At 72.4% G+C, this 12,044-nt stretch carries 10 protein-coding genes; 6 read left to right on the top strand and 4 right to left on the bottom strand.

What is annotated here, in order from left to right; genetic code table 11:
- Window positions 1–83 precede the first annotated feature (83 nt).
- Window positions 84–524 (top strand): MarR family winged helix-turn-helix transcriptional regulator, encoded by a 441-nt coding sequence (locus ACZ7G1_RS29155; protein ID WP_470871859.1) that lies wholly within the window; start codon window positions 84–86, stop codon window positions 522–524.
- 52 nt (window positions 525–576) lie between these two features.
- Here ACZ7G1_RS29155 and meaB read toward each other — a convergent pair whose 3' ends face one another.
- The 3 genes from meaB to ACZ7G1_RS29140 are packed head-to-tail and all read right to left on the bottom strand — an operon-like array spanning window position 577 to window position 5,542.
- Complete coding sequence (meaB, locus tag ACZ7G1_RS29150) at window positions 577–1,560, bottom strand: methylmalonyl Co-A mutase-associated GTPase MeaB (RefSeq protein ID WP_470871857.1); 984 nt, start codon at window positions 1,558–1,560, stop codon at window positions 577–579.
- Complete coding sequence (scpA, locus tag ACZ7G1_RS29145; RefSeq protein WP_470871855.1) at window positions 1,557–3,731, bottom strand: methylmalonyl-CoA mutase; 2,175 nt, start codon at window positions 3,729–3,731, stop codon at window positions 1,557–1,559. Before scpA ends, meaB begins: the two co-directional genes overlap by 4 nt.
- On the bottom strand, window positions 3,731–5,542 hold the full coding sequence (locus ACZ7G1_RS29140; RefSeq protein WP_470871853.1) for a methylmalonyl-CoA mutase family protein: 1,812 nt from the start codon (window positions 5,540–5,542) through the stop codon (window positions 3,731–3,733). Before ACZ7G1_RS29140 ends, scpA begins: the two co-directional genes overlap by 1 nt.
- 139 nt (window positions 5,543–5,681) lie before the next feature.
- Between ACZ7G1_RS29140 and ACZ7G1_RS29135 the strand changes: the two genes are divergently transcribed.
- Both ACZ7G1_RS29135 and ACZ7G1_RS29130 read left to right on the top strand, forming a co-directional pair.
- Window positions 5,682–6,386, top strand: a complete 705-nt coding sequence (locus ACZ7G1_RS29135) for a DUF2470 domain-containing protein (RefSeq protein WP_470871851.1) — start codon at window positions 5,682–5,684, stop codon at window positions 6,384–6,386.
- A gap of 116 nt (window positions 6,387–6,502) precedes the next feature.
- Window positions 6,503–8,773: an MMPL family transporter gene (locus ACZ7G1_RS29130; protein ID WP_470871849.1), complete on the top strand. Its 2,271-nt coding sequence runs from the start codon at window positions 6,503–6,505 to the stop codon at window positions 8,771–8,773.
- Between the two features lie 2 nt (window positions 8,774–8,775).
- On the opposite strand, the gene ACZ7G1_RS29125 is transcribed toward ACZ7G1_RS29130, so the two are convergent.
- Entirely contained in the window at window positions 8,776–9,702 is a 927-nt protein-coding gene (locus tag ACZ7G1_RS29125; protein WP_470871847.1) for a TIGR03564 family F420-dependent LLM class oxidoreductase, read from the bottom strand.
- 81 nt (window positions 9,703–9,783) lie between these two features.
- Here ACZ7G1_RS29125 and ACZ7G1_RS29120 point away from each other — a divergent pair, with 81 nt between their 5' ends.
- From ACZ7G1_RS29120 to ACZ7G1_RS29110, 3 genes are read left to right on the top strand one after another with little or no spacing between them, the layout of a single operon-like run.
- Entirely contained in the window at window positions 9,784–10,284 is a 501-nt protein-coding gene (locus ACZ7G1_RS29120) for an HD domain-containing protein (RefSeq protein ID WP_470871845.1), read from the top strand.
- Between the two features lie 50 nt (window positions 10,285–10,334).
- Complete coding sequence (locus tag ACZ7G1_RS29115) at window positions 10,335–10,979, top strand: RNA polymerase sigma factor (protein WP_470871843.1); 645 nt, start codon at window positions 10,335–10,337, stop codon at window positions 10,977–10,979.
- Window positions 10,976–12,043, top strand: a complete 1,068-nt coding sequence (locus ACZ7G1_RS29110; protein WP_470871841.1) for a CU044_5270 family protein — start codon at window positions 10,976–10,978, stop codon at window positions 12,041–12,043. Before ACZ7G1_RS29115 ends, ACZ7G1_RS29110 begins: the two co-directional genes overlap by 4 nt.
- Window position 12,044 lies beyond the last annotated feature (1 nt).

Below are 12,044 nucleotides of genomic sequence, written 5' to 3'. Positions count from 1 at the left end.
TAATAGATCGAAGGTAGACCTCGATAGTTGAGGTGATCAAGTAAACAATTGATAATGTCAAGCATCCTGAGTACGCTCGAACCATGAGCGCGACCACCCCCGAGACGCCCACCAAGCTCCAGCTGCTTGAGCTCCTCGCCGCCATCGGCACGGCCCAGTGGAGGGACTTCGCCACGGCCGCGTCCCACCACGGCCTCACCTCCACGCAGGCCAAGGTCCTCGCCCAGCTGAGCGGCCCCCTGCCGATGCGCGCCCTCGCCACCCTCCTGGTCTGCGACGCCTCCAACGTGACCGGGATCGTCGACCGGCTGGAAGCCCGCGGCCTCGCGCGCCGCGAGCCCGACCCCGCCGACCGCCGCGTCAAGAACGTGGTGGCCACGGACGAGGGCCGGGACGTCATCCGGCGCGTCCGTGAGGAGATGCAGGCCACCCACGGCGCCCTCGACACCCTCGGCGCGGAGGACAGCGCCACCCTGTACGCCCTGCTCGCGCGGCTGCGCCCGGGCATGGAAAAGGACGCCTGAGCGGGAAGATCCCGCTCGGACGTCCTCGTTTCCGCGTCTCCGGTGAGGCCGGTCAGTCGCCGCGCTCGCCGAACGCCGCCAGGATGCTCTCGGCGGCCAGCGTCGCCGTCAGCTCGCCGTCCCTGACCCGGCGCTCGAGCACCGGCGCCAGCTCCTGGACCGACGGATCGGTGTGGAGGCGGCGCAGGAGCTCGTCGCGGACCATGGCCCACGTCCAGTCGACCTGCTGCTCCTGCCGCTTCGCCGCGAGCCGGCCGGTCGAGTCGAGCAGCGCGCGGTGCTGCTTCAGCCGGTCCCAGACCTCGTCGAGGCCGGCGGACTCGCGCGCGCTGCAGCTGAGGACCGGCGGTGCCCAGAACGCGTCGGCGCCGTGCATGAGCCGCAGGGCGCCGGCCAGCTCGCGCGCGGCGGCGCGGGCGTCGCGCTCGTGCGGGCCGTCCGCCTTGTTGACGGCGACCACGTCGGCCAGTTCGAGGACGCCCTTCTTGATGCCCTGGAGCTGGTCGCCGGTGCGGGCCAGGGTGAGCAGCAGGAAGGAGTCGACCATGTTCGCCACGGTCGTCTCCGACTGGCCGACGCCCACCGTCTCCACCAGCACCACGTCGTAGCCCGCGGCCTCCATCACCACCATCGACTCGCGGGTCGCCTTCGCGACCCCGCCGAGCGTGCCGGCGCTGGGGGAGGGGCGTACGAAAGCCGCCGGGTCGACCGCCAGCCGCTCCATCCGGGTCTTGTCGCCCAGGATGGAGCCGCCCGTACGGGTCGACGAGGGGTCGACGGCGAGGACCGCCACCCGGTGACCGAGGCCGGTCAGCATCGTGCCGAACGCGTCGATGAACGTCGACTTGCCGACCCCGGGCACCCCGCTGATCCCGATCCGCACGGCCTTCCCCGCGTGCGGGAGCAGCGCGGTGAGCAGCTCCTGCGCGAGGGCGCGGTGCTGCGGGCGGGTGGACTCGACGAGGGTGATCGCGCGGGCGACGAGCGCCCGCTTCCCGCCGAGTACACCCTCCGCGTAGGTGTCGAGACCGATCACCGAGCGTGCCCGAGGTCGGCCGCGAGCCGGGTGACCAGGTCGTGGGCCGCGTCCGGGATCACCGTCCCCGGCGGGAACACCGCGGCCGCGCCCATCTCCAGGAGCGTGGCCACGTCCTGCGGCGGGATGACCCCGCCGACCACGATCATGATGTCCTCGCGGCCCTCCGCCGCCAGCTCCTCGCGGAGCGCCGGCACGAGGGTGAGGTGTCCCGCCGCGAGCGACGAGACGCCGACGATGTGCACGTCCGCCTCGACGGCCTGGCGGGCCACCTCGGCCGGGGTCTGGAACAGCGGGCCGACGTCCACGTCGAAGCCCAGGTCGGCGAAGGCGGTCGCGATGACCTTCTGGCCGCGGTCGTGGCCGTCCTGGCCCATCTTGGCGACGAGGATGCGCGGGCGGCGGCCCTCGTCCTCGCCGAAGGCGTCCACCAGGGCCCGGGTGCGCTCCACGGACGGGGACTCGCCGGCTTCGTTGCGGTACACACCGGAGATCGTACGGATCTGGCCCGCGTGCCGTCCGTACACCTTCTCCAGGGCGTCGGAGATCTCGCCGACGGTGGCCATCGCGCGGGCGGCGTTCACCGCGAGCTCCAGGAGGTTGCCCTCGCCGGCGGCGGCCCGGGTGAGCGCGTCGAGCGCGTCCTGGCAGGCCCGCTCGTCGCGCTCCTCGCGCAGCCGCCGCAGCTTGGCGATCTGCTGGGCGCGCACCGAGGAGTTGTCGACCTTGAGCACGTCGATCTGCTCGTCGGTCTCCACCCGGTACTTGTTGACGCCGATGACCGGCTGCCGGCCGGAGTCGATGCGGGCCTGGGTGCGGGCCGCGGCCTCCTCCACGCGCAGCTTGGGGATGCCGGCGTCGATGGCCTTGGCCATGCCGCCGGCCTGCTCGACCTCCTGGATGTGCTTCCAGGCGCGGCGCGCGAGGTCGTAGGTGAGCTTCTCGACGTACGCGCTGCCGCCCCACGGGTCGATGGTCCGGCAGGTGCCCGACTCCTGCTGGATGAGCAGCTGGGTGTTGCGGGCGATGCGGGCGGAGAAGTCGGTGGGCAGCGCCAGCGCCTCGTCGAGCGCGTTGGTGTGCAGCGACTGGGTGTGCCCCTGGGTCGCGGCCATCGCCTCGACGCAGGTGCGGGTGACGTTGTTGAACACGTCCTGAGCGGTCAGCGACCAGCCGGACGTCTGCGAATGGGTCCGCAGCGAGAGGGACTTGGTGTTCTTGGGGTCGAACTGGCCGACCAGCTTGGCCCAGAGCAGGCGGGCCGCGCGCAGCTTGGCGATCTCCATGAAGAAGTTCATGCCGATCGCCCAGAAGAACGACAGGCGCGGGGCGAACGCGTCCACGTCGAGCCCGGCCTCGCGGCCCGCGCGGATGTACTCGACGCCGTCCGCGAGCGTGTACGCCAGCTCCAGGTCGGCCGTCGCGCCCGCCTCCTGGATGTGGTACCCGGAGATGGAGATGGAGTTGTAGCGCGGCATCCGCTGCGAGGTGTAGGCGAAGATGTCGGAGATGATCCGCATCGAGGGCCCGGGCGGGTAGATGTACGTGTTGCGGACCATGAACTCCTTGAGGATGTCGTTCTGGATGGTCCCGGCCAGCTTCTCGGGCGGTACGCCCTGCTCCTCGGCGGCCACGATGTACAGCGCGAGGACCGGAAGGACCGCGCCGTTCATCGTCATCGACACGGTCATCTTGTCCAGCGGGATGCCGTCGAACAGCTGCCGCATGTCGTAGATCGAGTCGATGGCGACGCCCGCCATGCCGACGTCGCCGGTGACGCGAGGGTGGTCGCTGTCGTAGCCGCGGTGGGTCGGCAGGTCGAAGGCGACCGACAGGCCCTTCTGGCCGGCGGCGAGGTTGCGCCGGTAGAAGGCGTTCGACTCCTCGGCCGTGGAGAAACCGGCGTACTGACGGATCGTCCAGGGCTGGTTGACGTACATCGTCGGGTACGGGCCGCGCAGGTACGGGGCCATGCCCGGACGGGTGTCGAGGAAGTCGAGGCCCTCCAGGTCCTGCCCGGTGTAGAGCGGCTTGACGGAGATGCCCTCCGGGGTCTCCCAGAGCAGGTCGTCACCGCCCGCGGCCTTCTTGACGGCGGCGCGCCAGGCGTCGGGGCCGCCGTCGGCGGCCGGTGCCCCGAGCTCGATCCCGGAGAAATCGGGGATGGACATCAGGACACTCCCATGCGGTCAAGGGTGGTGGAGAGCAGGGCGACGGCGTCGCAGCCGGCGAAGGCGTACGCGTCGACGCCGGCGTGCGCCGCCGGGCGGCCGGCGAGGAAGACGTGGGTGGCTCCGGCCGCCCGCAGCTCCGCGGCCGTGGCCTCCGCCCGCTCCTCGTACAGCGCGTCGCTGGAGCAGAGGCAGGCCTCGCGGGCGCCGCTCTCCTCGAAGGTGCCGTCGGCGACGGTCTCGATGCCGCCGGTGCGGAACAGGTTGGCGGCGAAGGAGAGGCGGGCCGAGTGGGCGGCGGCCGGGCCGATCGCGGCCAGGTAGACGCGGGGCCGGGTGCCGGTCGCCGCGAGGTGGGCGTCGGAGCGGGCGCGCAGTGCCTCGAACGCCTCGTCGCGGCGGACCCGGGGGAGACCGCCGGACGGCTGCTCGGGGGCGGGCGCGCGGTCCACCGGCTTCTCTTCGAGGTGCGGGAACTCGCTGACGCCGGTGATCGGTTCGCGGCGGGTGGCGAGCTTGGCGCTGCGGGCGGCCCAGGTCCCGGCGAGCCGGTCGCCGATCATTCCGGAGCGCAGGGCGGCCTCGTGACCGCCGGCCCGCTCGATGTCACGGAAGAACTCCCAGGCCGCGTGGGCGAGTTCATCGGTGAGCCGCTCGACGTACCAGGAGCCGCCGGCGGGGTCGATCACCCGGGAGAGGTGGGACTCCTCGATGAGGATGGTGGAGGTGTTGCGGGCGATGCGGCGGGCGAAGGCGTCCGGCAGACCGAGCGCCTCGTCGAAGGGGAGCACCGTCACGGCGGCGGCGCCGCCCACGCCGGCGGCCAGGGTGGCCACCGTGGTGCGGAGCATGTTCACCCACGGGTCGCGGCGGGTCATCATCACCGAGGAGGTGACGGCGTGCTGGAGCTGCGCCCCGGCCCGCGGCGCCCCGGAGGCCTCGGCGACGCGGGCCCAGAGGCGGCGCGCGGCGCGGAGCTTGGCGATGGTGAGGAACTGGTCGGCGGTGGCCGCGTAACGGAACTCCAGTTGCCCGCAGGCCTCGCTGACGCTCAGTCCGGCCTCGGTGAGACCGCGCAGATAGGCGACGCCGGTCGCGAGGGAGGCGCCGAGTTCCTGCGCGGCGGAGCCGCCGGCCTCGTGGTACGGCAGCGCGTCCACGGTCAGGGCGCGCAGGCCCGGGTGGGTGTCGGCGCAGCGGCGGGCGAGTCCGGCGACGGACGCGAGGTCGTAGGCGGGGCGGCCGGTGCGGGCCTCGAAGCCCAGCGGGTCGGCGCCCAGGTTGCCGCGGGCCGCCTCGGGGGCGACGCCCCGCTCCTCGTACAGCGCGAGGAGCCGTTCGGCGGCGGCGGGCGTCTCGTCGCCCGCGTCGAGGACGACGGGGGCGAGGTCGAGGTACACGTCCTTGAGGACGGTGGCGAGGGAGGAGACCGGGATGCCGGTTCCGCCGACGCCCAGCCAGAGGGAGGTGACGCCGTTCTCCAGGTCGGAGAGGACCGCGTCGGCGTCGGCGGTGGTGTGGCGCTGGCGTACGTCCCAGCCGCCGGTGGTGTTCCCCTCGGCGCGGTCGCCGCGCACGAAGGGGGCGAAGCCGGGGAGTCCGGCGTCGGGTGCGGTGTCGTGCGCGGTGTACAGCGGCCGGGTGCCGATCCCGTCCTCGAGGAGGGTGCTCAGGGCGTCCTCGGCTTCGGCGCCGGAGACCTCCTTGCCGGACTTGCGCAGGACACCCGCCACCAGGTGTTGCCACTGCTCGTGTGGCGCGTCAGGGAATTCGGACGCCAAGGAGAGGCCGTCGTCAGGCAGGACCGTCATGCTCGGATGCTAGGGGAGATCGACAAAGGAGCAGGAGGGCGTACGACTGTGACCTTCTTCTCTTCGCGAGCATGCGTTAGGTTAGGCTTACCTAAGTGACGAGCCAAGGTGTCTCCGTCACCCGTCCCGGGAGAAGTGCATGCGTCCCTTCCGTACTCGCGCCGGCCGTCCGAACCCCGCCGAGCGCGTCCGGTCGATCCTCTCCGCCGCCCACTCGATGAACGTCGTGACCGACGGACACCACCAGGAGGTGCACACCCTCGACGGCACGGGGCCGATGGGCCACATCCACCTCCACGACCCGTCCGAGGACTGCCCCGCGGGACGCACCGCCCGCATCCCCGTCCGCCTGGAGTTCACTGACATCGCCCCCACCCCGGTACGTCAACGCCTGCGCGCCCGCGTCACCCTGACGGGAGTGCTCTCCGCGCCCTACACGACCGACGCCACCACCAGCACCTGCATGGAGTTCGGCCAGGCACTCCTGGAGGACGCCGAAGGACGCGCCTACGTCGGCCTCGACGCACTCGAAGCCGCCGAACCCGACCCGCTGGCCGACTGCGAAGCGGCCATGCTCACCCACCTCGTCGACGGCCACGCCGCCCTCGTCCCGCTGCTCCTCCGCCTGGTCCGCCCCCGCCCGGAGAAGGACCTGGTCCGCGTGCTGCCGCTCGCCGTCGACCGGTACGGCCTCACCCTGCGCCTCGAACACCGCACGGGCCACCACGACGCCCGGCTGCCCTTCCCCACCCCCGTCTCCGACGTCGACGAGGCCGGCCCCCGGATGCACGCCCTGTTCGCCGCTGCGCGCCGCGCCGCGCACACCGACCACCTGCTGACCTGAGCCGATCCGGCCGAGATGCCGGAGCCTCGCGGCAGGCGAACAATGGACGGAGAAACGCGCGCACGACGTCGGTACCGGAACGGCTCGGGGATCTCCTCTACGGACACGGCCACGCCATGAACGCAGGAAGTCCGGCCACGGGCCGGCCCGCACCCGCCCAAGGCGTCCTCTATCGGCTCGGACACTGGTGCGCCCGCCGTTTCCTCGTCGTCATCGCCCTCTGGCTGGCGGCCGTCGCGGGACTCCAGATCACCGACCGGGCCGTCGGCGGACAGTTCTCCGACAACTTCACGCTCCCCGGAGTGCAGTCGGCCGACGGACTCGACGTCCTCAAGGCGCACGACCCCGCCGCCGGCGGCTACGGCGCCCAGATCGTCCTGAACCGGCCCTCGGGCCCGCTCACCGACGAGTCCTCGGCCGTCAACTCCGCCGTCGCCGCGCTGGCCGAGCTCCCCGACGTCCTCGGCGCCCAGAACCCGCTGCCGCCGCCCGGCACCGCCCCGCCCGCGCCGCCCGCCGGCACCCCCAACACCGGGCCGCTCTCCACCGACGGCAAGACCGCCTACATCACCATCCGCTTCAGCGTCCCGCCCTCCACCCTCGGCACCGACTACCTCGCCGGCGTCGACACCGCCGTCCAGCCGCTGCGGGACGCCGGAGTCACCGTCGAGTACGGCGGAACGCTCGGCGAACTCGCCCGCCCGCAGGCCGACGACCGCACCAGCGAGGCGATCGGCTTCGCCGTCGCCATCGTCGTCCTCCTCATCGGCTTCGGCACCGTCATCGGCGCCGTCCTCCCCCTGGTCACCGCGCTCCTCGGGGCGATCTGCGGACTCGCCCTGCTCGGCCTGATGGCGGCCGCCTTCACCTTCGGCACCGTCTCACCCACCCTGGCCACGATGATCGGCCTCGGCGTCGGCATCGACTACGCCCTCTTCCTCATCACCCGCCACCGCCAGAACCTCATGAACGGCCACGATCCCGCCGACGCGGCCGGACTCGCCACCACCACCAGCGGCAGGGCCGTCCTCGTCTCCGGCTGCACCGTCATCATCGCCCTGTCCGGACTGTGGGTCTCGGGCGTCACCTTCATCGGCAAACTCGGCCTCGCGGCCGCGTTCACGGTCGTCACCGCCGTCCTCGCCGCCCTCACCCTCGTCCCGGCCATGCTCGGCCTCGTCGGTCACCGGATCGACCGCTACCACGTCCGCAAGCCGGTCGCCGAGACCGACGCCGACCCCGGCACCCCCGCGCACGGCACCTGGCACCGCTACGCCCAGCGGGTGCAGAAGCGCCCCTGGTGGTTCCTGACCGGCGGCGTCGTCGCCCTGCTGATCCTGGCCTTCCCCCTGCTGTTCATCCAGCTCGGCCACATCGGGGACGGCGCCGACCCCAAGTCCTTCACCGACCGGAGGGCGTACGACCTGATCTCCACGGCCTTCGGACCGGGCGCCAACGGCCCGCTCACCGTCGTCGTCGACCAGTCCGCCGTGCCGGCCTCCGACCGGGCCGCCCTCGGCACCAAGCTGAAGGACGCCCTGACCGGCGTACCCGACGCCGCCTCCATCACCCCGCTGAAGGCCACCCCCGACGGCGACGTCCTCATCGGCACCGCCTACTCGGTGGCCTCGCCGCAGGACGAGCGCACCACCGAACTCACCAACCACCTCGTCGACGACGTGCTGCCGCAGGCGGTGGCCGGCACCGACGCGCAGACCTACGTCACCGGCACCACGGCCGCCCAGGTCGACTTCCTCGACATCGTCTCCAGCCGCCTGCCGCTGATCATCGCCGTCGTCGTCGCCCTTGCCTTCCTCGTCATCCTCATCGTCTTCCGCGGCCTCCTGGTCGCGGTCAAGGCCGCCGTCCTCAACGTCCTCTCCATCGCCGCCTCCTACGGCGTCGTCGTCGCCGTCTTCCAATGGGGCTGGGGCGGACCCGCCCTCGGCGTCTCCGGCAATGTGCCCATCGAGAGCTACGTGCCGATGATGATGTTCGCCATCGTCTTCGGACTGAGCATGGACTACGAGATCTTCCTGCTCTCCCGGGTCCGCGAAGCCTGGCTGCGCACCGGCGACCCCGAGGCCTCGGTGGCCCACGCCCTGGAGATCACCGCCCGCGTCATCACCTGCGCCGCACTGATCATGGTCAGCGTCTTCGCCGCCTTCATCGTCTCCGACAACATCGTCGTCAAGATGCTCGGCCTCGGCCTCGCCGCCAGCGTCCTCATCGACGCCACCGTGGTCCGGCTCCTCCTCGTCCCCGCCGTCATGACCCTCCTCGGCAGACACGCCTGGTGGACCCCGCGCTGGCTCGACCGGACCCTGCCGCACCTCGACACCGAGGGCGAGGGCATCCCGGAACCGGCCACGGCGGCGAAGCGCTGAACTCAGCCCCCCGCCAGCTCGCCCAGCAGCTTCCAGGTGCGGCGCCGGTCCTCCTCGCCGTTCAGCTCCGTCGCGGTGAACACCACCTCCGTCGCCCCCGCCTCGCGGTAGCGCCGCACCTCCTCGGCGACGGTCTCCTCGTCACCGATCACGGCGAGTCCGGCGGCCCGCGAGGCACCGGACAGCTCGATCGCCCGCCGGTACGACGGAATCCCCTCGTACAGCGCGAGCGCCTCGTGCGCCTTCTCCCGTACGGCTTCGGCGTCGGCCGTGACCACGCCCGGGACGAGGGCCACGATCCGGGGCGCGGGCCGGCCGGCCGCGGTGGCCGCTGCGGTCACGGCCGGCACGATGTGCTCGGCGAGCGCACGCGGCCCCGCCAGGAACGGCAGGATGCCGTCGGCCAGTTCACCACTGACCCGCAGCGCCTGCGGCCCCATGGCCGCGACGAGTACCGGCACCGGAGGCCGGGCCCCCGGCACCGACGCCGGATAGGGGGTCGTCGCGGTGAGCAGCTCCCCGTGGAAGTCGGCACTGCCCGTCTCCAGGAGCGGCCGCAGGGCGGTGAGGAACTCCCTGAGCAGACCGATGGGCCGCTCGTACGGAATGCCGAAGCCGGTCTCCGTCAGATGCCTGGTGCCGAGGGCGAGCCCGAGGTGGTAGCGGCCGCCGGTCGCGGCCTGGGCCGTCTGCGCCTGACTGGAGACGAGCAGCGGATGGCGGCCGAAGACGGGGATGGCGGAGGTGCCCACCTGGAGCCCCGGCACCTCGCGCCCCACGATCGCGGCCAGCGAGGGAGAGTCGTAGCCGAAGGTCTGGCCGAACCACCCCGAACGCAGTCCGGCGTCGCGCGCCTCCCGTGCGAGCCGCACCGTGTCGTCGATCGTGCGCTGGACGGTGGTCGAACCGAGCGTTACTCCGAGAGGCATGCTCCCGGCAACCCGCGCACCGCCGAACGCCATTCCCGCGCCCGTGTGAAGAGTGTGTTGCACGCCCGCGATGATGGGGGGATGAAGACTCTCGCCGAGGTGGACGCGCTCGCCGACCGGGCGCACGCCGGACAGACCGACAAGATCGGCGTCCCGTACGTCGCGCACGTGAGGGCGGTCGCCGCGGGCCTGGAGGCGTTCGGCCCGCAACTGGTCATGGCCGGGCTGCTGCACGACGTCGTCGAGGACACCGAGTGGTCGACGCGGCAGCTCCTCGCCGCGGGAATCCCCGACCGGGTCGTCGCCATCGTCGACGCCGTCACCAACCGGCCGGGCACGCCCTACGAGGAGAAGATCCGCCGCATCACGCAGGACCCCGACGCCACGCTCGTGAAGATCGCCGACAACGCCCACAACAGCCGTGCGGACCGGGCGGCCTCGCTTCCGCCCGGACAGCGGGAGCGGCTCGCCGCCAAGTACCGTGACGCGCGGCGGGTGTTGTGGGCGGCGGCCGACCCCGAGGACATCGCGACGATCCTCCGCGTCGTCAACCCCGAGCTCCTGGAAGAGCTCGCCCCCTGATGTGACCGGCGTCACGGGAACCCGGTCCCGGGGCCGGACAGACGAGAGACGTGACCATCGACCTGCGCGCACGCATCCGGGACGGAGACCCGTCGGCCTTCGCCGAACTCTTCGACTCCTACTCCCGAAGCGTCTACAACCACGCCTTCCGGCTCACCGGCGACTGGTCGGTCGCCGAGGACGTCATGGCCGCGACCTTCCTGGAAGCCTGGCGGCTCCGCGGGAAGGTCGACGCCGAAGGGGGTTCCGTACGGCCCTGGCTGCTCGGCGTCGCCACCAACGTCGCCCGCAACCACTGCCGGGGCAACCGCCGCTACCGGGCCGCGGCCAACGCCTACGCCGCGGCCGGACCGCCCGAGGCCTCCGTGCCCGACCACGCCTCCGAGGTCGCCGGCCGCCTCGACGACCGCGACCGCATCGCCGCCACCCTGCGGGCCCTCGGCACCCTCCGACGCACCGAACGCGAAGTCCTCGTGCTCTGCCTCTGGGAAGGCCTCGCCTACACCGAGGCCGCCGAGGCCCTCGGCGTACCCGTCGGCACCGTCCGCTCCCGGCTCTCCCGCGCCCGCACCAAGCTCCGTACCGGGGCCGAGAAGGAACTCGCCCGCGAAAAACGGGAACCCGCGTCCCGCCCCCGACAGACAACAGGTGATCGCGTGAACGCGGTCCGGCCCGCGCAGGAAGGAATCCGATGAACCCCGAACCGAACCAGCCCCGAACGGCGAACCGGCAGGAGAGCGGAGACCTCCCGGCGATCGAGGAACGCGAACTTCCTCCGGGCCGCCACCAGTTCCACAAGGAGCGCCTGATGAACCGGATCCACGACGACCGCATCGCCACCGCCGCCCGCCCCGCGCGCAACCCGTTCCTGCGGAAGGCGATCCTCCTCCCGGCCGCGACCGCCCTCGCCGCCGCGCTCGCCGTCGGCGTCCTCGTCCTCACCCCCGGCGCCCCCACCGGCGGCGCCGACGACCGCGCCGGCGGCCCCGTCCTCACCACCTCGATCGGCACCGTGGACGCCGCCGGCGCGCCCGGGCTCCTCGACCGCATCTCGCTCGCCGCCGCCGAGGCCGACGCCCCACAGGGCCGCGCCGGCCAGTACGTCTACATCGAGACGCGGGCCGCGAACACGCACGTGAAGACCGTCGGCGACAAGAGCAGCCTGGTCAGTCAGCCGCTGCACACCCGGCAGACCTGGCGGTCCCCGGACGGCCTCAAGGGCTGGCTGATCGAGCCCGGCAACACCGGACCCGAGGGCATCACCCTCGAAGGCCCCGACGAGCAGGGCAACATCCCGAAGCCGCACCTCGGCGCGCCCTCGCACGACTACCTCGCGGCACTCCCCACCGACCCCGACGCACTGCTGCGGAAGATCTACAAGGAGACCGAGGGGCAGGGCAACGGCAAGGACCAGCAGGCCTTCACCACCATCGGCGACCTGCTCGTCGAGAGTTGGCCCTCCCCGGAGCTGACGGCCGCGCTCTACAAGGCCGCCGCGAAGATCCCCGGCGTCGTGAGCGTCGACAGCGCCACCGACGCGGCCGGCCGCAAGGGCGTCGCGGTCGCACGGCTCGACGAGTTCGGCGGACAGCGCACCGAGTGGATCTTCGACCCCAGGACGTACGCCTTCCTGGGCGAGCGCACGGTCCAGGTGAAGGCCGACGCCGGCAACGGCGGCCTCATCAAGCCCGGCACCGTCGTCCACACCGCCGCCGTCATGGTCCGGGCCTTCGTGGACGACGTGAAGGTCACCCCGTAAC

This window comes from Streptomyces sp. NPDC037273 (genome assembly GCF_055603625.1).
The sequence above is the reverse complement of the archived record's forward strand: the minus strand, read 5'-3'. Positions and strand labels throughout refer to the sequence as shown.

What these genes read in the sequence shown, in the direction of transcription:
- ACZ7G1_RS29155 (WP_470871859.1), top strand. Translation starts at nt 84, where the DNA reads ATGAGCGCGACCACCCCCGAGACGCCCACCAAGCTCCAGCTGCTTGAG.
- scpA (WP_470871855.1), bottom strand. Translation starts at nt 3,731, where the DNA reads ATGTCCATCCCCGATTTCTCCGGGATCGAGCTCGGGGCACCGGCCGCC.
- ACZ7G1_RS29140 (WP_470871853.1), bottom strand. Translation starts at nt 5,542, where the DNA reads ATGACGGTCCTGCCTGACGACGGCCTCTCCTTGGCGTCCGAATTCCCT.
- ACZ7G1_RS29135 (WP_470871851.1), top strand. Translation starts at nt 5,682, where the DNA reads ATGCGTCCCTTCCGTACTCGCGCCGGCCGTCCGAACCCCGCCGAGCGC.
- ACZ7G1_RS29130 (WP_470871849.1), top strand. Translation starts at nt 6,503, where the DNA reads ATGAACGCAGGAAGTCCGGCCACGGGCCGGCCCGCACCCGCCCAAGGC.
- ACZ7G1_RS29125 (WP_470871847.1), bottom strand. Translation starts at nt 9,702, where the DNA reads ATGCCTCTCGGAGTAACGCTCGGTTCGACCACCGTCCAGCGCACGATC.
- ACZ7G1_RS29120 (WP_470871845.1), top strand. Translation starts at nt 9,784, where the DNA reads ATGAAGACTCTCGCCGAGGTGGACGCGCTCGCCGACCGGGCGCACGCC.
- ACZ7G1_RS29110 (WP_470871841.1), top strand. Translation starts at nt 10,976, where the DNA reads ATGAACCCCGAACCGAACCAGCCCCGAACGGCGAACCGGCAGGAGAGC.